Raw genomic sequence first — 26,110 nt, forward strand, 5'->3', positions numbered from 1 at the left:
GCATGCGGAGGGTCCCAGGCCCAAATCCTGGCCATCCGCGGACATGCCGGCCCGGCACGGCCGGACTCGACCGCGAACGTCCCGAAGAGGGCGCCCATCCAGTGGTCATAAACGGGCAGACCAGTTCGCACCGAACCAAAGAGGTCCGCGCCGACGACGTCCCGTACGGTTCGCCTCGTCGGGCCCGGCGAAGGCCGACACCGTACCGCGCATGTCCCCGCCCTCGGCGGGACCGCAGCCCGCAGTGATCCGGCACCGACCAGCTCGAGCAACCATCGAAGGCGCGCCGAGACGACGCGCCCAGCCGACGCGGTCGGGACCCGCGCAGGGGACGCCGTAATACGGCATGCTCGCCTCCTGCCAGAAGCGCTCGCGCCGCACAGCGGAGATCATGGACGAAGGGTGCTTGACCACGCCGGGCGGCCAACATCCGCCGAAGGTGCGGTTGTTCAAAGCGTCGTGCGTCGTGCCGTGCCCCGGCTGCGGGCCGAAGGCGGCCGGGTGCGGGCGGCGCGGCAGGTGCAGCAGCGGTCGACTCGCGGAGAGGGTTCCGCCGAGCCGACCACTCGGAGAGGGTCACGCCTGCTCCGGTCGCCTAGGTGTTGGTCAAAGTGAGCAGCAGGGTGGGTGGATTCGTCGTGTTCTCGCGGGAGTTGAGGATCACGGCGAGGCCCGCGGTCTGCTCGGCCAGGGCCAGCGACACCCGGCCGCCCATGGCCGGGGCGACCTGAGCGGTCACGTCGAAGAGGAGCGAGCTCTTGGTCGTCGTGGCCGTGGCGGAGGACAGGATGCCGCCCAGCGCGGGCTTCGTGTTCCAGGTCAGGGCGGACTCCGTCCAGGTCGTGTCGGTGACGCCGTAGGCAGCGACAGGCGTGGTGTCGCCGCCGCTGTCCGAGACGTATCCGTAGGCCGAGAGGGTGGCGGCGCTCGCCGTGCCGAAGACCGGCGAGGTGTCGAAGGTCAGGTACGACTGCCGGGTGTAGCCGCTCCCGGTCGCGTTCTTGACGACCAGGGTGGTGCCACTGCCGTAGCCGGTCGCCGCATAGGAGCCGTCCCGGACGTATGCGTCCGCGACCGGGGTCAGCGTGGCCGAGGTGATGGTGAAGGTGGCGGCGCGGCTGGCGCCGGCCGCGCCGGACAGGTCGACGAGCAGGGTCAGGTTCGGTGTCGAGCCGGTGACGGTGACCGTGTCGTCGGCGCTCACCAGGGTTCCGCCCAGCACGAGTTGGACGGTGACGGTGGAGGCCGTACGGGAGGGGTCCGAGACCGCGATCGTGAGCCGGCCGTCGGTCTGCCGGGTGATGACGGAGCAGGGTGCCGAGACGGTGATGCCACCGGCGGACCCCGCGGCGAAGAAGTTCGCCGCGATCACACCGCTCGCGCTGTCCCGGACCGCCTGGACCGAGGCGGTGTTGGACAGCACGGTCGTGGTGGGTGCGGCGGCGCGGGCCGCCGTCTCCGCCTGACCGAGGCCGGGGAGCAGGATGTAGGCGTACGAGGCCGACGAGGGTGCGGTGCCGTGCGACAGGCACAGGGAGACGTACTGCCGGGTGAGTGTGTCGGTGGTACTGGACAGGGTGTTGATGTCGCTCCACGCGCCGGTGCGGGTCGTACGGGCCGCCTGCACGGTGGCTCCGCCCGGAAACAGGTAGCCGCCGACGTCCTCCAGATGGGCCCAGGAGGTCACGTCGAGCGTGCTCGCCCAGCCGGCGGTGGCCGGCTGGGCGGTGCCGTCCACGGTGAGAGTGTTGCCGCCGTCCTCGTGGAGGTTGCGGTTCTCCACGGTGGTGACGACCTCCGCCGCGCTTCCCCCGCTGATGCCGGCGCCGAGGCAGACGACGGAGTCGGCCAGGAAGAACCAGGACTTCTTGGCGGTCAGCGTGGAGCCGTACTGCCGGAAGTCCATGCCCATGCAGCCGTGTCCGTCGGACAGGCTCGCTCCGCCCACCCAGGTGGCGGCGGAGCGGGTACCGGTTCCGGCCGCGTCGGCGAGCGTGAGGGTGTCGACGGTGGTGCCGGGCAGCCGGTACGGGTCGATGGTGGGCCAGTAGGCGTCGGTGTAGTGGCCCGGGTCGGAGGCGAGGTAGAGGTAGCCCATGCCGTCGCCGGTGTGCCAGCCGTGCAGGTTCTCGCCGTTGCTCGACTCGTAGCGGGCGACGCGGGCCGAGGACAGGGCGAGGGCGTAGGCCCAGCCGTCGCCGCGGTGCACGGCGCGGTCCATGGCCGGGAACTGGATGTGCCCGGTGGCCTCCTCGGCCGGGACGATGGACGAGTCGTCGAGAACGGGCTCGGCCAGGGCGATCCCGGCGATCGTCGCGGTGCTCGCGAAGGGCGCGTACGCCTCGCCGCGGCTGATCCAGCCCTTCGCCAGGCTTCTGAACTGGCCGGCCTGGGTGGTGGGGGCGGACTCGGCGGCGCGCAGCACCGACTGGATGACGAGATTGCCGTCGTAGAAGTCGGTTTCGGCGACACGGCTGATCGCTCGGCCGCGTACGGCGTCCATGCACAGGCCGTTCCACATCCACGGCCGGAAGGCACTGTCGACGGATGTGTGCACGTTGGCGGCCGACGCGTCGGTGATCTCCCACTGCGAACCGTCGAGGAGTTGGAAGAGGGCGGCGAGGCCGCGCAGCAGGACCATGCCGTAGGTGCCGGTGTAGGGGATGTAGGTGTGCTGGACGAACGAGCCGTCGGCGTACAGGCCGTCGCCGGAGGTGACGTACGGGAAGACGTCGGAGAGGGCGGAGACGGCGGTGGCGAGGCGTTCGCCGGATGCGCCGAGGATGCCTCGCACGGCGACGACCTGGCACAGGTCGACGCGGTTGGCGCCGGTGGACGTCGAGCGGGAGGTGCCGTACTTGTTGAGGGTCGGGTCGGGGACGAAGTGGTCGACCGCGGCGAGGTAGTCGGCGAGTTGGGCCGACGACAGCAGGGGGTACACCAGGACGGCCGTGTTCGTCAGGGCGACGGGTGAACCGACCTCCCACTCCCACCAGTTGCCGGACTCGGCGGTGTCGGCGTTGTACACCTGCGTGTGCAGGAAGTCGAGGCCGGAGACGATCGCCGCGCCGAGGGCGGCGTCGCCGTACAGGGTGCGCCCGCTGCCGTCGGTGGCGCGGGTACCGGCTGTGGCGTACGCCGTGGCCATGGTGGCCAGCTGCTTGAAGCTGGTCGTCATGTCGGCGGGGGTGGTGAGGGTCAGTCCCGGCCACAGGGAAGGGGCCGAGGCGTCGGCGGACAGGGAGTTCCACAGGTCGGTGGCGGTGGTGGAGAGGCCGGTCAGGGCGGTGGCGTAGGTGTCGTCGGAGGGGTCGATCGGGCCGCCGGTGAGGATGTCCGACCAGCCGGAACGCAGGGTGGCGTAGGCGTCGTCGGCACGGGCGGGCACGGCGCCCGGGCCGAGTTGGACGGCGCCCGTCAGACCGCTCAGAACGATCCCGGCCGCGGTCAGGAAGCTGCGGCGGCCGAGATGCGGGACTCGGGTGTCGTGCACGGTGTTCCTCCGGTGTGAGACGGGTTTCCAGGGACGTTCCGGGGCACTGAGCGCTGGCTGGACGAAGGAAGGAAGGAAGGAAGGAAGGGCGGTCGCGTCAGCGCCGGGCCGACACCGGGGTCTCGCCCAGGAGCCGGAGCAGTCGGGCCGTCTCGGCGGTGACGGCCGTCCGTCCCGCCCCCAGGTAGCGGCGCGGGTCCACGGAGGGCGCGCCTGTCTCCAGTTCGGCCCGTACGGCCCGGGTGAAGAGCGCGTTGAGGTGGGTGGAAATGTTGATCTTCGTCATTCCGCAGGCCACCGCCTCGGCGAGATCGGCGTCACCGACGCCGGAGGAACCGTGCAGGACCAGGGGCACGGGCACGGTGGCGCACAGCTCACGGATGAGCACGAAGTCGAGGACCACATCGCGGGTGAGCATCGCGTGGGACGTGCCGACGGCGACCGCGAGGGCGTCGACCCCGGTCGCGGCGACGAACGCCGCCGCCTCGGCCGGGTCGGTGCGCGCGCCGGGCGCGTGTACGCCGTCCTTGCCGCCGATCTCCCCGAGTTCGGCCTCCACCCACACCCCGTGCCGGTGACAGCGTTCCACGAGCGCGGCGGTTGCGGCGACGTTCTCCGCGTAGGGCAGCGCCGAGGCGTCGTACATCACGGACGGCACCCCCATCGCGACGGCCTCCTCGACCAGGGCGGGCGAGGTCGCATGGTCCAGATGCACGGACACCTCGACCCCGGCGGCCTCGGCGGCGCTGAGGGCGGCGGTCGCCAGCGGGCGAAGAGCGCCGTGGTAGCGGACGGTGTTCTCGCTGATCTGCAGGACGACGGGGGTCTCGGCCCGTTCCGCGGCGGTGACGATCGCGGTGATGTGGTCGAGGTCGACGACGTTGAAGGCGCCGAGGCCGCGGCGTTCGGCGGCGGCCGTGTCGGCGAGCGGGCCGGTTCCCACGAGGGGCATGGGCGGGTTCTCCTTCTGCGGCGGGGCGGGCCGTGGCAGGCACGGCCGGCCGATCGGTGTGTGGGCTCGGGTGAGGGCGTCGTGGTGCGGGTGTCGTGGTGCGGGTGTCGTCGCCCGGATGTCGTGGTGCGGGTTCGGTGTTTGCCGGGCAGCTACGGGCCGGGCCGGACTCCTCGCCGGTCGGGCGTGATGGTCCGTCCCGGCAGCGGGTCCGGGTGGGGGCAGTCGTCGAAGTCACCGGCCGGCGGGGCCTTCACCGCTGCCGCCGGCAGGGCCACGGCCCGGCGAATCCGCTCCGGCCACGGTGTGTTCGCCGCCGGGCCGACGCCCGGCGCCGCGACCGCCGCGTCCCCTGCTCCCGTCGGGACGTTGGTCCCTTTGCCGCCCGCCCCGCCTTGGACGGCGGCGAGGCGGTGGCGGCTGCCGCCGCTGCGGAAGGGGGCCACCGTGTAGGTCACATCGCTCGACGCGCTGCGTGTGACAGTGGTGATCACAGTCCGGCCTCCACGGATGTGCCACGGCCGGTCCGGCCGTCGGCCCGCTCGCTGTCGGCGCGTTCGCCTTCGACCGGCTCGCCGTCAGCCCGTTCACCATCAGCCCGTTCGCCGACGGCCCGTTCACCGTCAGCCCATTCGCCGACGGACCGTCCGCCGTCGGACCGTCCGCCGTCCCGCGTCAGGTCGAGCGCGAGGAGCGCCGCGCCGCGGCAGCCGGCCTGGGCTCCGAGTTCCGCGGTCACGAGTTCGGGAGGCCGGTGGAAGGCGAGGCGGGCCGCGAGCGCGGAGCGCAGCGGATCCATGAGAGCGGTCCCGGCACGGGCCAGTCCCCCGCCGATCACGATCGTTCCCGGGTCGCAGTGCACCGTGTAGGCGGCGAGGCCGTCGGCCAGCGAGGCCACGGCGCTGTCCCAGATCGCTCGCGCCGCCGGTTCGCCGGTGCCCGCCCGCGCGCAGACCTCCTCGGCCGTGACGGTGTTCCGTTCCGCCGAGGTGTCCACGCCCGTCGCCCGGGCGTACCGGCGGGCGACGGCGGACGCCGAGGCCAGGGTTTCGAGGCAGCCGCGCCGCCCGCAGCCGCAGCGCGGGCCGCCGCGCCGGACCGTCAGATGGCCGAGTTCGCCGGCGCTTTCGCGGCTGCCGTCCAGTACGTGGCCGTCGCGCAGATGCGCGGCGGCTATCCCGGTGCCGAGGGCGACGAAGAGAAACTCCCGCCGGCCCCGGGCCGCACCCAGCCGTCCCTCGGCCAGCGCGCCGGCCCGCACGTCGTGGCCGAGGGCGACGGGAAGGCCGAGCCGCCGGGTGAGGAGGGTGCGCAGCGGCAGATCGCGCCAGCCGAGGTTGGCCGAGTAGCGGGCCACCCCGCGTGCGGTGTCGACGAGGCCGGGTACGGCCACGCCGACGGCGAGCGGATCGCGGCCGGTGCGGGCCCGGCTCTCGGCGGCGAGGGCGGCGGCCGTGTCGGCGACGGTGTCGACGACGGCCTGCGCTCCCCGCTCCCGGCGGGTCGCCCTGCGTTCGGTACGGGTCACGGTGCCGTCGCTCGCCACCAGCGCGGCCTTGATGTCGGTGCCGCCGAGGTCGACGGCGACCACGTGGCCGGGGACAGGGCCGCTGCCGCTCATGGAGTGCGGTTCCTTCCGGTCAGGCGAGCACGACGGAGCGGGTGAGGTTGCGGGGCCGGTCCGGGTCCAGTCCGGCGGCCTCGGCGCGGGCCACGGCCACGCGTTGGGCGAGGACGAGTTCGGCCAGCGGATCGCGCTGCGAGCCGGCCAGGAGCGCGCCCGTGCGGGCGATGTCCTCGGGCAGTCCCGCCGGTGCCGGGCCCAGGACCCACACGACCCGGCCGGGTGCGGCGATGCTGATGGGGCCGTGCCGGTACTCCATCGACGGGTAGCTCTCCGTCCAGGCGCCGGCCGCCTCCCGCATCTTCAGCGCGGCCTCGTCGGCCAGTCCGGCGGTCCAGCCGGTGCCGAGGAAGGTGAACTGCTGCGCCGCGGCCAGCCGTGGGTCGAGGGGCTCGGCCAGGGCCCGGCGGGCGTCCTCCGCGACGGGCGCGAGATCCTCGCCCAGGTGGGCGCGGAGCAGGGCCAGGGCCGTGGTGGCGAACCGGGTCTGCACCACGGAGCGTTCGTCGGCGAAGGGCAGGCTCAGCGCGTGGTCGCCCGCACGTCCGGCCGGGGTGCCCGCGTCGGCGGTGATCACGGTGGTGGCGGCTGCCCCTTGTACGGCTGTGAGCAGGTCGATGACCTCGGTGGTGGTGCCCGAGCGGGTGAGGGCGACGATGCGGTCGTAGCGGCGCCCGGTGGGGAACTGCGAGGCGGCGAAGGCGTCGGTGCGGCCGTGACCGGCCGACTCGCGCAGCGCCGCGTAGGACCGGGCCATGAACCAGGAGGTTCCGCAGCCGACCACGGCGACCTCCTCGCCCGGTGACGGGAGCGCCGCGCCGGCGCTTTCGGCGACCTCAGCCGCGCGCAGCCAGCACTCCGGCTGGGTGGTGATCTCTTCCTGGGTGAACGACACGGGCGTTCCTCTTCTTGTCTCGCGTGCGGCTTGATCTCGCGCGCAACTTGGTCTTGCGTGCGGCTAGGTCTTGCGGACGGCTAGGTCTTGCGGACGGCGGTGGTGGCGGTCCACGGGGGGACTCACAGGGCGGCGTACCGGAGCGCCTCGGACAGGGCGGGGGCCTCGGGGAACCACCGCTTCTCCCACTCCAGGCAGAGCCAGCCGCGGTAGCCCACGGCGGTGAGGGCGGCGGGCAGCGCGGTCAGGGGCACCGCGCCGGTCCCCGGGAGCCGCGGACGGAGGTCGCCGCGGGAGGCGACGTCCTTGATCTGGACGTGGTGCAGCCAGGGCGCCAGCGTGCCGGCGGACTCCTCGGGGCTCTCCCCCGCGCGCCAGGTGTGCAGCACGTCCCAGACCGCGCCCACGGCCGGGTGGCCGACGGCGTCGAGGACGCGGGCCACGTCCGTGGCGCGGGGGTGGGAGTCGTGGGTCTCAAGGAGCAGGCAGGTGCCGGCCTCGGCGGCCCGGTCCGCCGCCGCGCGCAGTCGGCGCGCCGCACGCTCGTCCGCCGCCGCCCCGGGCCGGGGCGCGCCGGGGAACACCCGCACGCCCAGGGCTCCGATGTCGGCGGCAAGGTGCAGCAGGGCGTCCAGCCGGGCCAGGCATTCGGCGTCCTCGATGGTGTCGTCCGCGACCCGTACGTAGGAGGCCAGCCACAGGGCGCGTACGCCGGCCGAGGCCAAGTGGGCCTTGACCGTGGCCCGTTCGGCGGGTGGGGAGTGCGGGGTGAGCAGTCCCTCGGGTGGTGCGCAGCGCAGTTCGACGCCGGTGCAGCCGTGGGTCCGGGCGAGCCGGGCGACTTCGTGGACGTCGGCTTCGGGGCAGCCGAGGGTGCTGAACGCGCGCTCCCAGCGCGGTGCGGCGGGCGGATCAGCCAACGGATGCCTCCGCTGTGAGCGGGACGACGACCCGCTCGCCGGTGGCGCAGGCGGCGTAGACGGATTCCACGGCCTCGATGACGCCTCGCCCGTAGGCGGCCGGGATCGCGGGCGGCGCTTCGCCGCGCACCGCGGAGGCGAACGCGGCCAGTTGGTCGCGGAAGGCGGTGGGCACGTCGTCGGCCGACTCGTCGGCCAGGACCACGGGGGCGGTGCCGTCGTCGGGGTGGAGCACCGCGCCGGTGCCGCGTGCGACACGGATCGTGCCCCGTTCGCCGATGACGGTGAGTTCGTCCCGGGCGGGCAGCCGGGTGCTGGTGACCGTGATGTGCCCGACGGTTCCGCCGTCCAGTTCGAGGCGGGCCAGTACGTCGGTCTCCACCGGCAGGTCTCCCCGGTGGACGGCTTTGGCCGCCACCGCCAGCGGGCGCTGTCCGGTGAGCCACAGCAGCCGGTCCACGCAGTGGGTGCCGATGTTGATGAACACCCCGCCGCCGGAGAGGGCGGGGTCGAAGAACCAGGCGGGCCGGCTGCCGGGGCCGTAGTCGGTGCTGCGCCAGTCGTGCACGGCCAGTACGGCGCCGACGGCGCCCGTGTCGAGGGCGGCCCGGGCGGCGGCCATGGGCGGCAGGAAGTGCTGGATGTGGCCCACGAAAAGGACGACGCCCGCGTCGGCGCAGGCCTTCTCCATGCGGGCGCAGTCCTCGGAGCGGGTGGCCATCGGCTTCTCGACCAGTACGTGCAGACCGGCCGCGGCGGCCGTGGTGACGATGTCGGTGTGCAGGGCGTGCGGGGTGTTGACCACGACGGCGTCCACCAGCCCGGAGGCGATGAGGTCGCGGTGGTCGGTGAAGACCGCCGCGTTGAGCGGCCCGGCGACGCGGCGCGCGGTCTCGGCGACGATGTCGCAGACGGCGCTCACCCGCACGCCGGGGGTGCCGGCGGCGGCGTCGGCGTGCAGCACGCCCACGGCGCCCGCGCCGATCAGGCCGAGCCTCATGTCGGTCACGTGGTGTTCTCCTCGGAGTGCGTGGAGCCGGCATCCCGCGCGGCTCCGCAGGACTGGCGGACGATGATGGTGGGGCGCAACAGGATCCGGCTGCGCGGCAGTTCGGGGTCGTCGAGGCGGTGCAGCAGGGTTTCGGCCGCGGTCTTGCCCAGGTGCCGTTTGGGGGGTGCGACCGCGGTGAGGGGAACGTCGGCGACGTCGGCGATCTCGTCGTCGTAGGCGACCAGGGCGAGGTCGCCGGGGACGGTGAGCCCGGCCCGGCGGGCCGCGCCGAGCAGGAGCGCGGCCTGCCGGTCGCCGAAGCAGACGGCTGCTCTCGCCCCGGCGTCGCGCAGTGCGGCCAGGCACCGGTCGGCGGCCGCCGGGCTCCATTCCTCGCGGGCGGCGCGGAACTCGACCGTGGCCAGGCCCCGTTCGTCGATCGCTTGGTGGAAGCCCTCGGCCACGGGGCCGGAGGTGGGGCTCGGGTGGCGCAGGACGAGGCCGATCACCCGGTGCCCGAGCGCGGCGAGGTGGCGGACGGCGTCGTAGGCGCCGGCTTCATGGTGGGTGCACACGTATTCGTTGGTGTCCCCGAGTGAGGCGTGGCGCCGTTCGACCAGCACGGTCGGCACCGGCAGCGCCGCCAGCCGTGCGAGGTACTCCCGTGCCGGTTCGGGTCCGTCGAGGGTGGGGACGACGAGCAGGCCGTCCACCCCGGCGTCCAGCATGTCGCGCAGGTCCTTGGCCTCCCGCTGCTGGTCGTAGCCGGAACAGGCGAAGAGCAGCCGGGCGCCGGCGGCGGAGAGGGTCTCCTCGATGCCCTGGAGGACCTTCGGGTAGTAAAAGGCCGTGTCGGGGACGCTGACGCCGACCAGGGCCCGGACGGGTCCCGGCGTGCTCGGCGGTGCGACGAAGGTGCCCGAGCCCTGTCTGCGGACGACGAGTCCTTCGGCGACGAGTTCGTCGACGGCGCGGCGCACCGTGCTCACCGAGGTGCCGCTGCTGTCGGCGAGTTCCTTCTCGGTGGGCAGTCTGCTGCCCGCCGGCCATATCCCTTGCAGCACCTGCTTGCGTATCTCTGCGGCGAGTTGACGGAACTTCAGGTCACGAACTCCGGTCACGACGGTCCCCGTTCTCCTTGCGGCTGTGCTCACTTGACCGAGCCGACGGTCATTCCCTCGATGATCCGACGACCCAGCCACACATAGCAGGCGAGGACGGGCAGGATGACGAGAGCCACACCGGCGAACAGCCCTCCCCAGTCGGCGCCGTTGTACTGCATCTGCTGGAGGAAGCCGAGCAGGGCGAGGGAGAGGGTCTGGTGGTCGGTGGTCTGGATGAAGACCAGGGCGAAGACCGTCTCTCCCCAGTGCTGGATGATGTTGAGGATCAGGACGGTGACGAGCCCGCCCCGCGCCATCGGCAGCATGATCTGCCAGAAGGTGCGCAGTGGTGTGGCCCCGTCCAGCGCCGCGGCCTCCTCCAGTTCCACGGGGAGGGTGGCGAAGAAGCCGGTGAGGAAGAACACCGCGAACGGCAGCGAGGTGGCCACGTAGACGATGATCAGTCCGAACAGGCTGTTCACCAGGCGGAGTTGGTTCATGACGACGAACAGCGGCAGCATCACCACCTGGGCGGGGATGCCGAGTCCGAGGGCGAAGAACAGAGTGAGTGAGGAGTTGAACCGTGTGGTGATGCGGCTGAGGACGTAGGCGGCCGGGGCGGCCAGCAGCAGGGTGGCGAGGGCGGTTCCGCCCACCACGACGACCGTGTTGACGGCGGCCTGGCCGAACAGCCCGTCGGTCCAGGCCCGTGCGTAGTTCCCCCAGTTGGGGGTGGTCGGCAGCCGCCAGGGTGAGCTGAAGATCTCGTCGCCGCTCTTCAGCGACGACAGCAGCAGCCACACTCCGGTGAAGACGTTGAAGGCGGCGAACAGCCAGACCAGCGGGACGCCGACGATCCGGGCGGCGGTGAGCCGGCGGGCGAGGGGGCCGGGCGGGCGGGTGAGAGGGCCGGGCGGGCGGCCGGGACTGACGACAGCCATCGGGGCTGACCTCCGTGACAGGGGACCGCTCAGTACTGCACCGCGTCGCGGCGCATGAAGCGGCGGATGAGGACGACGAGGACCCCGACGAGGGCGAGCATGACCACGGCGCTCGCCGCTGCGGACCCGTACCGGGGCACGCCGCCGGAGGCGAACGCCTCGCCGTAGGTGTAGAGGGCGGTGTTCCACACACCGGTGTCGGGCATCTGCCCGGCGGCGCCGGCGAAGGCGTAGACGAACTCGAAGACCTTCACCGCGGAGATGGTCCACAGCACGGCGCACACCCCGACCACCTCCCACATCAGTGGCAGGGTGACGTGGCGGAACTTCTGCAGGGCGTTCGCGCCGGCGAGTTCGCAGTCCTCGTACAGCTCGGGCGGTATCTGGTCGACGGCGGCCATCAGGATGGTGGTGTAGAAGCCGGTGGAGGTCCACACGAGGCCGATCAGGATGACCTTGAACAGGTTCTCCTGGCCGAGCCAGTTGACCGACGGGAGCCCGGCGGCCCTCGCGAGGGAGTCGACGAGCCCGTCGTGCTGGAAGAGGAAGCCCCACAGGATCGCGATGACCACGCTGGGCACGATGTTGGGGAAGAAGAGGATGGACCGGGCCGCCTTACGGCCCTTCATGTCGCGCAGCACCATGGTCAGCGCGAAGGAGCACAGGAAGGTCAGCCCGCCCGCGCCCAGGATGATCCAGAGGGTGTTGGCGAAGGAGTGCCTGAACGTCGGGTCCTGGAACAGCCGTTGGTAGTTGTCCAGGCCGGTGAAGGTCATGGGTCCGGCCCCGGCCCACTGGTTGAGGCTGAGCCAGAGGGTGAACAGCGACGGGCCGGCGAAGAAGACGACGTACACCAGGACGGCCGGCAGCAGCATCGGCCAGAACAGCTTGCGGCGGCGGGCGGCGAGCGGGCTGGGCCGGGACACCCGCCGCCCGGTGGCGGTGCGGCGCCGGGGGGTGTCCTCGTGTGCGCCGGCGCGGTGGAGGGTGTCCGTGGCCGTCACGAGGCCGTCTTCCAGTAGGCGGCGGAGTCGTGCGCCAGTTTGTCGGCGAAGGACTTCGCGGTCAGGTGGCCGGTGATGAACTTGGTGTTCAGCGGCAGGAAGACCTTGGTGTACCACTCGGCGGCGGTCTCCTTGACCCCGTCCAGGGTCTTGACGACCGTGCCCTCGGTGAGCGCCTTCTGGGCGTCGGCGAGTTCGGCGGGGGCGTCGATGTCCGCGCGGGGGGTGATGTTCTTGGCTTGGGTGGCGATGCCCTGGAGATGCTTCTTGGCCAGGAAGTAGGCGATGAACTTCTGTGCGGCGGCGGTGTTCTTGGCCTTCTTCGGGATGGAGAAGCCGATCAGGGAGATGTCCTGGGAGCTGTCCCCGCCCTCGGTGAAGGCCGGGAAGGGCATCGAGCGGTAGGTGAAGCCGGAGGTGGCGAACTCCGCGGTCTCGCTGGGCGCGAAGGTGCCCAGCAGCAGGAAGTCCGACTTGCCCTTGGCCCACTTCTGCTGGATCGCGGGCCACTTGGAGCCGTCGTAGCCCTTGGTGAAGTCGCCGCCGGAGACCAGCTTCTCGACATGGCGCAGCGCGTCGACGAAGCCGTCCGCCTTGAGCCGCGCGCCGCTCTTGTCCGTCGCGGCCTTGCCGAAGGCGCCGGGGCCGAGGCCGCGCAGGACGGCGTAGTACGTCCAGTAGGCGGCGTAGTCGGGGATGTCACCGTCGAGGGCGAGGGGTCCGTCGCCGCGCTCGGCCCGACGCCGGGCGAGCAGCTCGGTGAACTCGGCCCAGGTGGCGGGTGGTTCGGCGGCGACATCGGGCAGGGCGTGACCGTCGTACCAGAGCTGCGTGGTGATGACCTCGTAGGGGATCTGCCACAGCGTGCCGTCGGTCGTGGACAGGTCGCGGTACTTCGCGGGGACGACCCCGCCGACCGTGTTGCCCGTCTCCCCCGGGATCGACAGGTCCAGGACGGGTGTGAGGTCGAGGGCCTGGCCGGTGGCCTGGAGCTGGGCGTAGGCGAAGCGGTCGGAGGAGTCGACGAGGTCGGCGGGGACGTTCGCGGTGTTGAGGGTGGGTGCCAGCTGCTGGACGACCTGGCGGCCCTTCCACTGGATGCTGACCTTGATCCCGGTGTCCTTGGTGAACTGCGTGATCGCCGCCTGGATCACCTTGGCCTGGGGTTCGTTCTGCTTCCACATCGACCAGTAGGTGAACGCGGAGGAGCCGTCTCCGGTGGACGTCGCCGTCGACCCGCAGCCGGCGGCGGTGAGCCCGGCCGCCGCGGCGAACATCGCGCCGAGTACGGCGCGACGGGAGGGGAGACGACTGGGCTCTGTGGCGGTCGTGAACTGTCTGGCAGCGGACATACCTGCGCTCCTCGGGAGGCGAAGACCTGGTCGGGGGAAGGCGTGGCCACATGATTGCCTCTGATTCATCGGCTGAACAACAGGCCCCTGACGTAATGAATTACGAATGACTTACCCGTACACCCATCCCGCGCCACACTGCGACGCACCAGGGGCCACTGCCTCGAAAAAGTCATAGGTGATTCATGCCCTGAGGGCGATTGACTCGCCACGGCTCCGCCACCGACGATGTGGGCCATTCGACCCACCAGGCCCCGGGAGACCCATGGCAAGCCGCGATCCCGACCGTCCCAACGTGCTGTTGATCCTCTCCGACGACCAGGGCCCCTGGGCCCTGGGCTGTGCCGGCAACCACGAGATCCGCACCCCCCGGCTGGACGCCCTGGCAGCGAGCGGCGTGCTGCTCAGCCGTTTCTTCTGCACCTCGCCCGTCTGCTCACCGGCCCGCGCCTCGCTGTTCACCGGCCAACTGCCCTCCCAGCACGGCGTCCACGACTGGCTCTCCTACCACCATGCGGGCCGTACGGGCGTCGACTTCCTGGCCGAGCGGACCCTGTTCACCGACCTGCTCGCCGACGCGGGCTACCGGCTCGGCCTGAGCGGCAAGTGGCACCTGGGCGCCAACGACCGCCCCCGCAAGGGCTTCGTGCACTGGTACGCCCACGAGAGCGGCGGCGGACCCTACCGCGGGGCACCGATGTACCGCGACGGGGTCCGCACCGCGGAACCCGACTACCTCACCGACGCCCTCGCGGCGGACGCCGAACGCTTCCTGGCCGCCGAGTCCCAGCGCCCCGAACCCTTCCACCTCTCGCTCCACTTCACCGCACCGCACAAGCCCTGGAAGGGCCAACACCCCAGCCTCTACACCGACTTGTACGAGGACTGCGCCTTCGAGACCTGCCCCCAGGGCCCACCGCACCCCTGGCAGCCCCTCGACGAGAACGGCGCCCCGGTCGGCGGCGAGAGCGACACCCGCCAGGCCCTCATCGGCTATTTCGCGGCGACCACCGCGATGGACGCCGCGATCGGCCGCGTACTGGACCGCCTGGACGCACTGGGGCTCACCGGCTCCACTCTCGTGATCTTCACCAGCGACAACGGGTTCAACGCCGGCCACCACGGCATCTGGGGCAAGGGCAACGGCACCTTCCCGCAGAACATGTACGACAGTTCGGTGCTGGTGCCCTTCATCGCGGCCCAGCCCGGCCGCACCCCCGGCGGACGCGTCCACGACGCCCTGCTGTCCCAGTACGACGTCCTGCCCACCCTGGTCGAGTACCTCGGCCTGGACCACCCCGCCACCCCCGGGCTGCCCGGCCGCTCCTTCGCGGGACTCCTCACGGACACCGACGACGCCCACGGCCACGACCGAGTCGTCGTCTACGACGAGCACGGCCCCGTCCGCATGATCCGCACCCGGGACTGGAAGTACGTACACCGCTACCCTCACGGCCCTCACGAGCTCTACGACCTCACCGCCGATCCCGGCGAGGAGCGCAACCTCGCCGACATCCCGGCCCATGAGGCGACCCGCACCGACCTGGCCGCCCGGCTGGACGAATGGTTCGCCGCCTACGTCGACCCGGCCCTGGACGGCGCCCGTCTTCCCGTCTCCGGCAACGGCCAGCGCACACCGGTCACCCCGGGGACACTCGCGACGGCCTTCGAACCAGGCCGGCGTGATTCTGCGTGCCTATCCCACCCCCCGACAACAACTACGTGACCTGCCGCTACCAACTTGAGGCGGACGAGGCACCGGTCATCCGCTTCCAGCCGCCCGCCTGCCGCTACTGGGCGTCCACCTGACCAATCCCTGGTGGCAGTCCCCCGCACACGGCTTCGTCCGCGCCTCGGTCAACTCCGGCAACGCCTCACTGGAGCCGGACGGCTCGGCACGCGTCGTCATCGCCCACCGCGCCCCCACCCCCGACTGCCTGGACACCGGCGGACGGCGCGCGGGCTCGGTGCTCGTGCGCCGGCTCCTTCCGGTGCACAAGGGCGTCGGCCTCCACCCGCAGACGCAGGTGCTCCGGACGGGGCACCCGCGCCGGTGACGACGTCCGGGGCCACGCCCTTGTCCTGCCGACCGGTGGCGCGGGGCGTTGCACCGGGTGACGATGTGCCGAGAGCCACCCGCAGAGAGTCAGAGCCCAGCCGGACCCACGGAACGAAAGGCCGGTGCCTCCGCATGACCGAGCAGGAGCGCCCCGGACTGAGCGACCTGGCCGCCGAGGCCTACGTCTACGGCTTCCCGCTGGTGTTCAACCTGGAACAGGTGCAGCGCTTCACCCGCGACGGCATGGGGAGTCTCGCCCCCGCGCCCTTCAACACCTTCGCCCACGCCCGGACGCTGGCGGGACCGCAGGACACCTTCGTCACCATCAACAACGACACGCTGTACTCCATGGCGCACCTGGACCTCGCCGACGGCCCGTTGCTGCTGCGGGTGCCGGACACCGCGGGCCGCTACTACGTCCTGCAGTTCGTGGACGCCTGGACGAACAACTTCGCCTACGTCGGCCACCGTGCCACCGGCACCGCCGCCGGGACCTTCCTGATCACCCCGCCCGGCCGGCGCGGCGAGGCGCCCGAAGGCGTCAGGGTGATCGAGTCTCCGACACGGGTGTGCAGCATCATCGGCCGCTGGGCCTGCGACGGCCCTCAGGACCTCCGCGCCGTGGCCGCGCTTCAGGACGCGCTGACCCTGGAACCGCGCGGGCAGGCCGCCCCCGGCCTGCCCGCACCCGACGCACGGGTCACGGACGGACCGCTGTTCTTCGAGAAGCTGCGCCTGTGGCTCGCCGCTTTCCCGCCGGCCTCCCCCGAGTACGAGTACCAGCAGCGCTTCGCCCGGCTCGGCCTGCTCGACGCCGGCCCGTCCCCGTACGCCGGCGTGGCCGGCGCTCTTGCCGACGCCCTGCACGAAGGCCTCACCGCGGGACGGGCCAGGGTCGAGGACTGCACGACACACGGCCCCTCCCCTTCCCAGAACGGCTGGAAGCTCACCTACCACGCCTTCGACTACAACCAGGACTTCCTCGGCCCCGGAACCGACACCGACCCCCGCTGGGTCATCGCCGACCGCGCCCAGGCCCGGCTCTCCCGCGCCGCGGCCGCCCGCGCCGGCCTGTGGGGCAACCACGGCTACGAGGCCGCCTACGCCATGACCTGGATCGACCGCGACGGCGAAACCCTGGACGGCGCCCGCCCCTACACGCTGCGGTTCACCGCCCCGCCGCCGGTGGACGCCTTCTGGTCCATCACCATGTACGACCTGCCCGAGTACTACCTCGTCGCCAATCCCATCGACCGCTACTCCATCGGCGACCGCACCCCCGGCCTGCACTACGCCGCCGACGGGTCCCTCACCCTCCACCTGCGCCCCGACGCACCCAACTCACCCGAGGCCAGGGCGAACTGGCTGCCCACCCCGCCCGGCCCGTTCCGCCCGGTCCTGCGCATGTACGAACCTCACCAGACCGTCTTCGACGGCGGCTACACCCTCCCGCCCATCGAACCGGCCGACTGACCCGCGGTCCTCATCCGGGTCCGGTTTCCCATAGAGACCCTACAGGCTGTAGGGGGGCGTGCTTGAATGTGGGAGCACAGCGACTCGGCGCCGGCCCGCCACGACATGCCGGCAGAGTTCACGAGCTGGTCCAGGGGGGACACATGGCTTGGTCACCAAACATGATGAGGTTGTTGCGATGCGCGACGGCTTTCGCGCTACCCGTGGCGGGGATCGCAGGGGTGGGTGCGAGCCCGGCGGCGGCCATCGAGGGCGGATGGCCCGTGGCGAACGGCGATCTGCCCTACGTGGGCAGGCTTCTCGTCCCGTTCTCGGCGACGGCAACCGAACTCTGCACCGTCGTCCTCATTCGCCCGGACGTGGGCCTCACGGCGAAGCACTGCTTCAAGGATCACGGGTACAACCCGGCATTCGGGAATATCACCCTGCGATTCGGCTCCACCCAGGCCACGGTGGGCGGCCAGGTCCGCGCCGCTCGGGACGTGACCTTCGGCACCAACTTCGATCTCGCCCTGGTCCACTTCCCGTCGACCACCGGCATCAGTACCTTGCCCCTCGCGCGCGGAGACCAAAGGGACCTCTGGAAGAACGGCACCGTGGGTCTCGTGTCCGGATGGGGAAGCAACTCCCCTACCCTCCAGGCCGCCAATCTGAAGATCAAGGACCAGGTGTACTCGTCGGCACAAATACTGACCGGGTACAACTACCTCATGAAGGCCGAGTCGTACCGCGGTAATGTGACACCCGGCGACAGCGGTGGCCCTCTGATCAACCAGCGGTCCGTCAACGGGCAGGTCGTCGACACGCTGGTCGGCGTACTCTCCCAGAAGTCCAGGGGAAACGCGGCGGCTTACACGAAAGTGGGATCCACCTTCCCCTGGATCACCTCGACCATGAACGCTCTCCCCGTTCTGGCGCCACCCACGTGAGCGAACCTCACCACGGACGGCACACGACCGGGGCCAAGGCGGTCGCACCCGGAAGCCCCCGGACTCGTCGAGGAGTCCCGGGGCAGTCCCGGTGGCGCGGACGCCGGATCAGACGTGCGGGCCGCCGAACGGGGTGCCACCCATGACGGTGGCGCCGCCCGTTCCGTAGTAGGTGCCCACTTCGTCGCGGTAGGCCAGGTCGCCGAGGCGCTTCTCGCGGTCGAACTCCGGGGTGTCCTTGATCTGTTGCTTGGCGAGGCCGACGAAGACCTTTTCCGCTTGCTTGCGAGTGCCCGCCTTCCCGGACCGGGTGCACACGGCCGGCCGGACCAGACCTGGACCCTGTCACGGATCAAGACGCTGATCGGACGCCGGTTCCACAAGAGCTACACCGTGCAAGACGTGGCTGCCCTGCCCGAGCGGCACGGCTGGACCTGCCAGGTTCCGTGTTGTTGATCTCTGCCCCCGCACGGCGACCGGCCTGCCCAGGTCAGCGCCGACCCCGGCCGGCGGGGTAAGCACTTCCCCCGCACCGAACACGCCTCTGTCGGCATTCCAGGCATGACACCGAGCCCCGCGATTTACGCTGCGGGACATGCCGCGCGATGCGCAGGAAATACAACAAATCGGCAGATAATGCGCGCAGTGTTGTTCGTCCCGTCCCTGCACGCCGCGCGGTGAGGTCGCCGGCTGGCTGGACGGCCGTTCCGGAAGGACGCCATGCCGCAGGCCGCCACCACCGACACCGGACGCGAGCGGGCTCCGGCGGCCAAGCTGTCCCTGCTCACGCTGGCGGCCATGGTCGTCGGCTCGATGGTGGGCGCCGGGGTCTTCTCCCTGCCGCGCCGCTTCGCCGAGGAGACCGGCGTCGCGGGCGCCCTCATCGCCTGGGCCGTCGCCGGGACCGGCATGCTGATGCTCGCCCTCGTCTTCCAGCTGCTGGCCGTACGGCGCCCCGATCTCGACGCGGGCGTCTACGCCTACGCCAAGGCGGGATTCGGCGAGTACCTGGGCTTCTTCTCGGCGTTCGGCTACTGGGCCAGCGCATGCGTCGGCAACGTCACCTACTGGGTCCTGATCATGTCGACGATCGGCGCGATCTGGCCCGCCCTCGGCGAGGGCAACACCGCGCTCGCCCTCCTTCTGTCGTCGATCGGCCTGTGGACCTTCTACTGGATGATCCAGCGCGGCATCAAGGAAGCCACGGCCATCAACAAGATCGTCACCGTGGCGAAGCTCGTGCCCATCCTGGTCTTCATCGTCCTGGCTCTCGTGTACTTCGACGCGGGCGTCTTCGCGGACAACTTCCACGGCGCCGACTACACCGGATCACTCTTCAGCCAGGTGCGCGGCACCATGCTGGCCACGGTGTTCGTCTTCCTCGGCGTCGAGGGGGCCAGCGTGTACTCCCGGCACGCCAAGCGCCGCTCCGACGTCGGGAAGGCGACCCTCCTCGGCTTCCTCAGCGTGTTCGCCGTCTTCGCCTCGGTCACCATCGTCTCCTACGGCATCCTGCCCATGCGCACGATCGCGGATCTGCGCCAGCCGTCGATGGCCGGCGTCCTGGAGGCCGCGGTCGGCACCTGGGGCGAGGTCTTCATCAGCGTCGGCCTGATCATCTCGGTGCTCGGCGCCTATCTCGCGTGGACGCTGATGTCGGCGGAGGTTCTGCTCGTCGCCGCCAAGGACGAGGACATGCCCCGCTTCCTGCGCGCCACGAACCGGGTCGACGTACCCGTCCCGGCACTGCTGATGACCTCCCTGCTCACCCAGGCCGTCCTCGTCGTCACCACGTTCTCGGACGACGCGTTCAACTTCGCGCTCGACCTGACGAGCGCTCTGTCGCTCATCCCCTACCTGCTGGCGGCCGCCTTCGCCGTCAAGATCACCACTCGCGCGGATCCCCTCACCGTGGGAGAGGGGTCCTCCCGCCGTGAGATCGCCGTCGGACTGCTCGCCACCGTCTACACGGCCTTCCTGCTGTTCGCAGCGGGCCTGAAGTTCCTCCTCGTCTCCTTCATCCTGTACGCGCCGGCGACCGTCCTGTTCGTCATGGCCCGCCGGGAACAGGGCCGCCGGCTCTTCAGCCGGCGCGAACTGGCCGTCCTCGCCGTATCCGTCGCCGGCGCCCTGGCCGGTGTGCTCGCCCTCGCACTCGGCTGGGTCGAGCTGTGACCCGGCCGCCCACCTCCGCCCCCGCACCCCAGGAAGCCGACATGAACAGCAACGACGCCGTCCTCCGACCCGCCCTCGGGGTGCACTCGGAAGTCGGACGCCTGCGCAAGGTGCTGGTGTGCGCACCGGGCCTCGCCCACCGCCGCCTGACCCCCACGAACTCCGACGAGCTGCTCTTCGACGACGTCATGTGGGTGGAGAACGCCCAGCGCGACCACGCCGACTTCGTCGACCAGTTGCGCGGCCGGGGAGTCGAGGTCGTCGAGTTGCACGACCTGCTCGCCCGGACCGTGGCCGACCCCCAGGCCCGCGCATGGCTGCTGGACCGGAAGATCGTCGCCAACCGGGTCGGCATCGGCCTGATCGAGGACACCCGCAGCTACCTGGACGGACTCGACCCTCGTACGCTCACCGAGTACCTCATCGGCGGGCTCGCCACGAGCGACCTCCCTGACGCGTTCCGATCCGAATATCTCGCCCTCGCTCGTGAGTCCACCGGCGGGCGTGAATACCTGATGCCGCCGCTGCCCAACACCCTCTACACCCGCGACACCACCTGCTGGCTCTACGACGGCGTCACCCTCAACCCGCTGTACTGGCCCGCCCGCCACGACGAGACCCTGCTCATGAAGGCCGTCTACACCTTCCACCCCGACTTCAAGGAGGCGACGGTGTGGTGGGGCGACCCCGAGCTCGACTGGGGACAAGCCACCTTCGAGGGCGGGGACATCATGCCGATCGGCAACGGGGTCGTCCTGATGGGGATGAGTGAGCGCACCTCCCGCCAGGCCATCACCCAGGTCGCCTCCGCGCTCTTCCGTCACGGCGCGGCCCAACAGGTGATCGTCGCAGGCCTGCCCAGACTCCGTTCCGCCATGCACCTGGACACGGTCTTCACGTTCGCCGACCGCGACCTGGTCACGCTCTACCCCAAGATCATGGACGCCGTGCGCACCTTCACGCTGCGTCCCAGCGACCGGACACCCGGACTCGACATCACCGACGAAGGCGCCACGCCCTTCGTCGACGTCGTCGCCCGCGCCCTCGGTCTGCCCCGGCTGCGCGTGGTCGAGACCGGCGGGGACGAGTACGCCTCCGAACGGCAGCAGTGGGACAGCGGCAACAACGCGGTCGCCGTCGAGCCGGGAGTGGTCTTCACCTACGACCGCAACACGCAGACCAACACGCTCCTGCGCAAAGCCGGCGTGGAGGTCGTCACCATCGTCGGCGCCGAACTGGGCCGCGGGCGCGGAGGCGGTCACTGCATGACGTGCCCCCTCCTGCGCGACCCCGTCAACTACTGACACGGCAGCCGGGCAGGACGCGTGCACCGGCGCCTGCCCCGGTCGACGCGACCCACGCCGAGGACGCCCGGCGCCGCTGCCGGGCACACAGCCGCCTCGGCCGGGGCCGCCCCGACGCGGGGCACCGGGCCACGGCAGCGTTCGGCCGTCGCGGACCGCCCGCCATTCCGGGAACAGCCGCCGACGCGGCGCGCGGGACGGTCACCGCTCAGCGTCTGCTGGAGACCCCGTAGTACTGCAGATCCTGCACCTCGACCGTGCGCCGCGCGGGATAGCGCGTGGTGGCGGAGGCCACCTGGGTGCCGGCCCGGCGGACCGAGGCCCGGCTGAGGCCCGGGCCGAGCGGCAGGTCCTCCGCGTGCACGCCGATCGGCGCCCGGTAGACCCGGGGCACGCCACCCACCCGCGCGGAGACCGTGGCGGGCGCGGTCAGGAAGGTGAGGAACTCCACCTGGTCGCGCGGAGGCGCGGTGCCCTGCCGGGGCCGCATGAGCTGGGGCTGGAGCGGGGCGGAGGCGTCAGCGAACTGGACCCGTGAGGTGATGTATACGGTGTCGCGGACTATCCTCGGCCAGTTGCCGGTCTTGAAGCGTGTGAGGTAGTACGAGGAGATGTCCAGGTAGGTGTGGCCGTTGTGCAGTGAGGGCGCGAACTGGCTGCCCTCGGAGTAGTCGTTCCACGTCGTCAGCTGCACCCAGTCGGCGCCGTCGGAGATGGCGTGGTTCCAGGTGGACCGCAGGGTCGCGGTATTGCCTGCCTCGTCGTAGACACCCTGGTTCGGCCGGACGTCCTGTACCGAGACGGCCTGCATCCACTTCTTGCCCAGCGAGTGGGCCAGCCGCACATCGCCGGCTACGCCCGTCTGGCCGGTGTAACTGCGGTTGCCCCAGGACGAGAAGGCGTGGCTGATCGGGGCGAACGCCGCCGCGTGGGCCCGGAAGTCGAGGAAGACCGGGACGAGGGCCGTGCCGATTCCGCGTTCGCGCAGCCTGGCGATGACCTGGCTCCACCACGCGGGGTCGTGGGCCTCGGCCTTGAACGGTGAGACCACGAGGCGTCCGTCGTCGAGCCGGTAGGCGGACGGAGACTCGGCGAGAACGGCCAACTGGTCGGCGAGGGTGCGCGGGTCGGTGTGCAGGGAGGTCATGTCCGGCATGAGGACGATCCGGAAGTGCGGGTCGACGCGGTGGGCGGCGCGCAGAAGAAGGTCGACGCGCTGCCGGTTGGTGCCGGTCAGGGAGAGGATGTCGACGGTGAATCCGTCGATTCCCGCGTCCCGTGCGGTTCTCACCTCCCGCTCCAGGTCGGCGAGTTGCCAGTTTCCGGTGGCGGGCCGCACGGGCAGGGGACGGTCGCGCAGCAGTCCGCCGTAGGCAGCGTGCCTGCCCTGCTCGCCCTGCGGGGTGAGGTAGTTGCGGGTGTAGTAGTCGCGGTCGGCGGGCTGGTTGTCGAGCGAGAGCGGGTACGGCGGGAAGTAGTGCGCGAACACCAGGTGTGGACTGGATCGCAGTTCGGACGCGGACGGCAGGTCGAAGGGGAGCGCGGCGGAGGCAGTGCTCCCGGTGCCCGGTGCGGACGTCCGCCGGTCCAGCGCCAGGCCCGAGCCGGCGACCAGGGCGATGAGCAGCAGCCCGCACAGGCTGCCGAGCACGGCGCGGCGCCGCCGGCTGGAGGGTCTGCGGTGCGGTTGCGGTGGATGGGCGCGATGATCGGTCATACGTGTCCTCCGCGGACGCCGGGGCCGTCTTCGTCAACCCTGCCATGAGGGGCGTCCGTTGCGCGGCCGCTGCGGGAACGGGCGCCCCCGCGGGCGCCGGTGCGGGCGCCGGTGCGGGCGCCGGTGCGGGCGTCGTGTCAGGGTGTCGTGCTGCCGAGCAGGTCGGCGTCGTGCGAGTTCAGATAGACGTCGACGGCGTCCTCGCGCATGGAGCGCCACAGGTCCGCACCGGCCTTGTCGTCGAGCAGCACCACGGACTGGCCGGAGATGGTGTCGGTGCCCTTGGCGGGGGCGTTCATGAAGACCATGTCGCCCGGGCGCACGCTCTTGTTGTCCCACAGCAGATTGCGCAGATCGCTGTCGCCCAGGGTGTCGTCCACGCTGACCGCGGCGGTGAGGTCGTCGAGCACCTCGGCGCCGTGGACCGGGTTGGTGAAGGTCGACGGGCGCATGACCTTGGCCAACAGGGTTTTCAGGAAATACTGCTGACGGTGTGTCCGGTCGAAGTCGCCGCGGGCCAGGTGGTGCCGCTCGCGCACATAGGTCAGGGCCTGGGTGCCGTTCATGTGCCGCTTGGTGCCGTCCTCGACGAGGTCGACCCCGCCGACGGAGTCGGTGAGCTTCTTGAACCCGTCCCAGTCGATGACGGCGAGATGGTCGACCTTGACCTTGGTCAGCCGCTGCACGGTGTCGATGAGCAGCGGCGGACCGCCCCAGGAGAAGGCGGCGTTGAGCTTGGCCTTGCCGTGGCCCGGAATGCTCACCCAGGCGTCGCGGGGCAACGAGACGACGTAGGCGCCCGAGTGGTCGGCGGGAAGGTGGACGAGCATCATGGTGTCGCTGCGCTGGGCCCCGTACGTCCACTCGGGGGCCTTCGCGTCGCGGCCGGTGGTGGGCAGGTCGGAGCGGCTGTCGACGCCGACGAGGAGGAAGGTCTGGCCGCCCGCGGCGGCCGAGGGCTGGTCCGCGGCCGGCACGTTCGTCGGGAAGACGCCGGAGATGCGGTCGACCTTCCCGGTGTAGTGCCTGACGGCCCACCAGGCGAAGCCGCTCACCATGAGCAGCCCCAGGGCCAGCAGGGCGAGCGTCGCGAGGAGCACCCTCCTGGTGCGGCTCGCGCGGCGCCGCGGCTTCTCGTCGGCGGGCGGGGCATCCGCGGGCGGAGCGTCGGCGGGCGGGGCATCGGCAGGCGAGGCGTCGGCCTCCTCGGCGGTGCGGGCGTCCGCGTCCTCCTGAGGCGATGCGGCCGGCCCGGACTGCCCGACGAGGCGCGGACCCTCCGCGTCCGCGTCCGCGCCCTCCGACCGGTCGGCGATCTTGTGACGAGTCGTCACATCGCCTGCGGAGTCGCTCTTTTCCACCACGCACACCCCCATGTCGACGCGGCGCGGCCCCATCCGCACCGGGCGCACACTGTAGCCAGCATGTTCGAAGTTCGGCCACATTTCCCGGCAGTTCATGCCTGCGTGGGCCAACCACCGCGCACCGAAAGGGTTTTGACACGACCGGGGACTTCTCGGTGACGTTCACGTAAACGGTCGCTTGCGTACACAAGTTTGCCGTAGTGTTCACGATCGTGCCGCATGTACAACGCACAGGTGTTCGAGTCACCCGTTAATTCGTGTCACTGAATGTGCCTGGGGGGGTACATGGGGGATGTTCAACTTTCTGCGTCCGACACGCGCAGGATGCGCTCACGGGCGCACTCCTCGCTCTGGGTGGGACGCAAGTCCCCCTGGTATCTGCCGGTGTCGGTGCTCACCGATCTCCTCGGTGCGGGCGCGCCCGTGACGCTGCTGGTGCTCGCCACGCACCGGCCATGGGCCGTCCCGATCGGCGCCGTCGCGGCGCTCGCCTGGGCGGGTGTCCAGTTGTTCCGCTCGCGCTACACGGCCCGGGTCCTCGGCGAGAGCCGTGGAACCCTGCCGGTGCTGCACGACTGGTGCATCCTGCTCGGCGTGCTCGCGGTGCTGCACGCCGCCGCCGGGGTGCGGCTGCCGGCTCCGCTGTGTCTGCTGGCGCTGCTGCCCGCGCTGGTGCTGACGTTGCTGTGCCGCAAGGGGGTGCACCGGCACCTGTCGGCCGTACGCCGGGAGGCGCAGGCGGTGATCAGAGTGCTCATGGTGGGCGAACCGACGGCCGTGGACGGCGTCACCGGGCACCTGGCCGCGCGCACCGACCATCCCTATGTCGTGGTGGGGGTGGTCCCGGTGGGGCCGGGACCACTGAACTCGGTCGTCAGGGCGGGCGAACCGCTGTCCGCCGAAGCTCCCGAATCCGCCGCGCAGGACAGCGAGCAGGTCATCGACGCGGCCCGCCGGATCGGCGCCGACCTGGTGCTGGTCGTGCCGGGCGCCGCGACCTCCGGGGACCGCCTGCGCCGCCTGTCGTGGGGGTTACAGGACGCCGGCATCGAGATGTTCGTGGCGCCGGGACTCGTGGAGGTCTCGGTCAAGCGGCTGGAGACCTGGTCGGCCGGCGGGGTGTCCCTGCTGCGGATCGCGCCGCCGGTCCGTGACGGCATGCAACCGCTGCTCAAAGCCGCGCTGGACCGCTGCCTCGCGCTGACGGCCCTGGTCGTGCTGGCACCGGTGCTGGCGGCCGTCGCGGTTGCGGTGAAAGTCTCCTCACGAGGCCCCGTCCTCTATCTGCATGAACGTATCGGCAGAGACGGACGGCCCTTTGTGATGTGGAAGTTCCGCACCATGCGGGTCGGCGCCGACCGGCAGAAGGCCGACCTGGCCCGGGACAACGACCACGACGGCCTGATGTTCAAGATGCGCCGCGACCCCCGGGTCACCCGGGTGGGCCACTGGCTGCGCCGCACGTCGCTGGACGAGCTGCCGCAGCTGGTCAACGTCCTCAGGGGTGACATGTCCCTGGTAGGTCCGCGACCGCCGCTCGCCGAGGAGGTCGCGCACTACACGCCCGTCGAATGGCGCCGGCTGACCGTGCGACCAGGGATGACCGGGCTGTGGCAGATCAGTGGCCGCTCGGACCTGTCCTGGGACGAAACGGTTCAGCTCGACCTCAGCTACGTCGACAACTGGTCGTTCACCAGCGACGTGGACCTCATGGCCCGTACGTTCCGCGCCGTCGTCGACGGCCGCGGGGCGTACTGAGGGGGCCGCCCGTGGCCGCGTGGCACCCTGGCCCGTGCCCCACCGCGCCGAAACCC

At 71.3% G+C, this 26,110-nt stretch carries 21 protein-coding genes; 7 read left to right on the forward strand and 14 right to left on the reverse strand.

From position 1 onward, the window contains the following. Positions 1-595: 595 nt before the first annotated feature. From WN71_RS20425 to WN71_RS20475, 11 genes are all read right to left on the reverse strand, one after another. Positions 596-3,493, reverse strand: a complete 2,898-nt coding sequence (locus WN71_RS20425) for a polysaccharide lyase family 8 super-sandwich domain-containing protein (RefSeq protein WP_046581967.1) — start codon at positions 3,491-3,493, stop codon at positions 596-598. A gap of 97 nt (positions 3,494-3,590) precedes the next feature. Further along, positions 3,591-4,445 carry a class II fructose-bisphosphate aldolase gene (locus tag WN71_RS20430; protein WP_046581968.1) on the reverse strand — a complete coding sequence of 285 codons (855 nt, stop codon included), beginning with the start codon at positions 4,443-4,445 and terminating at the stop codon, positions 3,591-3,593. Between the two features lie 152 nt (positions 4,446-4,597). Then, positions 4,598-4,939, reverse strand: a complete 342-nt coding sequence (locus WN71_RS43355) for a hypothetical protein (protein WP_046581969.1) — start codon at positions 4,937-4,939, stop codon at positions 4,598-4,600. Next, positions 4,936-6,066, reverse strand: a complete 1,131-nt coding sequence (locus WN71_RS20440; RefSeq protein ID WP_063777664.1) for an ROK family protein — start codon at positions 6,064-6,066, stop codon at positions 4,936-4,938. The genes WN71_RS43355 and WN71_RS20440 overlap by 4 nt, the downstream gene beginning before the upstream one ends. Positions 6,067-6,085: 19 nt before the next feature. Next, the gene (locus WN71_RS20445; protein WP_046581970.1) at positions 6,086-6,964 is read right to left on the reverse strand and encodes an SIS domain-containing protein; all 879 of its coding nucleotides are present in this window, start codon (positions 6,962-6,964) and stop codon (positions 6,086-6,088) included. A gap of 122 nt (positions 6,965-7,086) precedes the next feature. Then, on the reverse strand, positions 7,087-7,884 hold the full coding sequence (locus WN71_RS20450; RefSeq protein ID WP_046581971.1) for a sugar phosphate isomerase/epimerase family protein: 798 nt from the start codon (positions 7,882-7,884) through the stop codon (positions 7,087-7,089). Then, a complete protein-coding gene (locus WN71_RS20455) occupies positions 7,877-8,884 on the reverse strand; it encodes a Gfo/Idh/MocA family protein (protein WP_046582234.1) in 1,008 nt (335 codons plus the stop codon). Before WN71_RS20455 ends, WN71_RS20450 begins: the two co-directional genes overlap by 8 nt. A gap of 5 nt (positions 8,885-8,889) precedes the next feature. Further along, positions 8,890-9,996, reverse strand: a complete 1,107-nt coding sequence (locus tag WN71_RS20460; protein WP_052742884.1) for a LacI family DNA-binding transcriptional regulator — start codon at positions 9,994-9,996, stop codon at positions 8,890-8,892. A gap of 29 nt (positions 9,997-10,025) precedes the next feature. Further along, positions 10,026-10,919: a carbohydrate ABC transporter permease gene (locus WN71_RS20465; RefSeq protein ID WP_046581975.1), complete on the reverse strand. Its 894-nt coding sequence runs from the start codon at positions 10,917-10,919 to the stop codon at positions 10,026-10,028. Between the two features lie 29 nt (positions 10,920-10,948). Beyond that, positions 10,949-11,923, reverse strand: a complete 975-nt coding sequence (locus WN71_RS20470; RefSeq protein WP_206300108.1) for a carbohydrate ABC transporter permease — start codon at positions 11,921-11,923, stop codon at positions 10,949-10,951. After that, entirely contained in the window at positions 11,920-13,275 is a 1,356-nt protein-coding gene (locus tag WN71_RS20475; protein ID WP_167382940.1) for an ABC transporter substrate-binding protein, read from the reverse strand. The genes WN71_RS20470 and WN71_RS20475 overlap by 4 nt, the downstream gene beginning before the upstream one ends. 265 nt (positions 13,276-13,540) lie before the next feature. On the opposite strand from WN71_RS20475, the gene WN71_RS20480 reads away from it, so the two are divergent. The 3 genes from WN71_RS20480 to WN71_RS20490 all read left to right on the forward strand — a co-directional run bounded on the left by WN71_RS20480 (position 13,541) and on the right by WN71_RS20490 (position 17,736). Further along, positions 13,541-15,001 (forward strand): sulfatase family protein, encoded by a 1,461-nt coding sequence (locus tag WN71_RS20480; RefSeq protein ID WP_046581977.1) that lies wholly within the window; start codon positions 13,541-13,543, stop codon positions 14,999-15,001. A 465-nt stretch (positions 15,002-15,466) separates the two neighbouring features. Continuing rightward, the gene (locus WN71_RS20485) at positions 15,467-16,807 is read left to right on the forward strand and encodes a DUF1254 domain-containing protein (protein WP_046581979.1); all 1,341 of its coding nucleotides are present in this window, start codon (positions 15,467-15,469) and stop codon (positions 16,805-16,807) included. A gap of 221 nt (positions 16,808-17,028) precedes the next feature. After that, positions 17,029-17,736, forward strand: coding sequence for a S1 family peptidase (locus tag WN71_RS20490; protein ID WP_167382941.1), 708 nt, complete (start codon positions 17,029-17,031; stop codon positions 17,734-17,736). A gap of 108 nt (positions 17,737-17,844) precedes the next feature. On the opposite strand, the gene WN71_RS41970 is transcribed toward WN71_RS20490, so the two are convergent. Beyond that, complete coding sequence (locus WN71_RS41970) at positions 17,845-18,054, reverse strand: hypothetical protein (RefSeq protein ID WP_046581981.1); 210 nt, start codon at positions 18,052-18,054, stop codon at positions 17,845-17,847. Between WN71_RS41970 and WN71_RS39950 the strand changes: the two genes are divergently transcribed. The 3 genes from WN71_RS39950 (at position 18,016) to WN71_RS20505 (ending at position 21,215) form a co-directional block, all read left to right on the forward strand. Beyond that, entirely contained in the window at positions 18,016-18,192 is a 177-nt protein-coding gene (locus WN71_RS39950; protein ID WP_420856512.1) for a helix-turn-helix domain-containing protein, read from the forward strand. The genes WN71_RS41970 and WN71_RS39950 overlap by 39 nt on opposite strands. Positions 18,193-18,456: 264 nt before the next feature. After that, positions 18,457-19,911 (forward strand): basic amino acid/polyamine antiporter, encoded by a 1,455-nt coding sequence (locus WN71_RS20500; RefSeq protein WP_046581982.1) that lies wholly within the window; start codon positions 18,457-18,459, stop codon positions 19,909-19,911. Between the two features lie 41 nt (positions 19,912-19,952). Next, a complete protein-coding gene (locus WN71_RS20505; RefSeq protein WP_046581984.1) occupies positions 19,953-21,215 on the forward strand; it encodes an arginine deiminase in 1,263 nt (420 codons plus the stop codon). Between the two features lie 208 nt (positions 21,216-21,423). On the opposite strand, the gene WN71_RS20510 is transcribed toward WN71_RS20505, so the two are convergent. Both WN71_RS20510 and WN71_RS20515 read right to left on the reverse strand, forming a co-directional pair. Next, the gene (locus WN71_RS20510) at positions 21,424-22,932 is read right to left on the reverse strand and encodes a glycoside hydrolase family 71 protein (protein ID WP_046581985.1); all 1,509 of its coding nucleotides are present in this window, start codon (positions 22,930-22,932) and stop codon (positions 21,424-21,426) included. Positions 22,933-23,069: 137 nt separating this feature from the next. Further along, positions 23,070-24,266 (reverse strand): LCP family protein, encoded by a 1,197-nt coding sequence (locus WN71_RS20515; RefSeq protein WP_240529703.1) that lies wholly within the window; start codon positions 24,264-24,266, stop codon positions 23,070-23,072. A gap of 354 nt (positions 24,267-24,620) precedes the next feature. Between WN71_RS20515 and WN71_RS20520 the strand changes: the two genes are divergently transcribed. Next, positions 24,621-26,054 (forward strand): exopolysaccharide biosynthesis polyprenyl glycosylphosphotransferase, encoded by a 1,434-nt coding sequence (locus WN71_RS20520; protein WP_240529704.1) that lies wholly within the window; start codon positions 24,621-24,623, stop codon positions 26,052-26,054. Positions 26,055-26,110 lie beyond the last annotated feature (56 nt).

This window comes from Streptomyces mangrovisoli, assembly GCF_000974985.2.
GTDB classification, from domain to species: Bacteria; Actinomycetota; Actinomycetes; order Streptomycetales; family Streptomycetaceae; genus Streptomyces; species Streptomyces mangrovisoli.

Bases quoted from the DNA above. Each gene is read 5' to 3' on its own strand.
- WN71_RS20475 (WP_167382940.1), bottom strand. From the start codon at position 13,275: ATGTCCGCTGCCAGACAGTTCACGACCGCCACAGAGCCCAGTCGTCTC.
- WN71_RS20505 (WP_046581984.1), top strand. From the start codon at position 19,953: ATGAACAGCAACGACGCCGTCCTCCGACCCGCCCTCGGGGTGCACTCG.
- WN71_RS20480 (WP_046581977.1), top strand. From the start codon at position 13,541: ATGGCAAGCCGCGATCCCGACCGTCCCAACGTGCTGTTGATCCTCTCC.
- WN71_RS20485 (WP_046581979.1), top strand. From the start codon at position 15,467: ATGACCGAGCAGGAGCGCCCCGGACTGAGCGACCTGGCCGCCGAGGCC.
- WN71_RS20430 (WP_046581968.1), bottom strand. From the start codon at position 4,445: ATGCCCCTCGTGGGAACCGGCCCGCTCGCCGACACGGCCGCCGCCGAA.
- WN71_RS20500 (WP_046581982.1), top strand. From the start codon at position 18,457: ATGCCGCAGGCCGCCACCACCGACACCGGACGCGAGCGGGCTCCGGCG.
- WN71_RS20520 (WP_240529704.1), top strand. From the start codon at position 24,621: ATGCGCTCACGGGCGCACTCCTCGCTCTGGGTGGGACGCAAGTCCCCC.
- WN71_RS20510 (WP_046581985.1), bottom strand. From the start codon at position 22,932: ATGACCGATCATCGCGCCCATCCACCGCAACCGCACCGCAGACCCTCC.
- WN71_RS20465 (WP_046581975.1), bottom strand. From the start codon at position 10,919: ATGGCTGTCGTCAGTCCCGGCCGCCCGCCCGGCCCTCTCACCCGCCCG.
- WN71_RS20455 (WP_046582234.1), bottom strand. From the start codon at position 8,884: ATGAGGCTCGGCCTGATCGGCGCGGGCGCCGTGGGCGTGCTGCACGCC.
- WN71_RS20440 (WP_063777664.1), bottom strand. From the start codon at position 6,066: ATGAGCGGCAGCGGCCCTGTCCCCGGCCACGTGGTCGCCGTCGACCTC.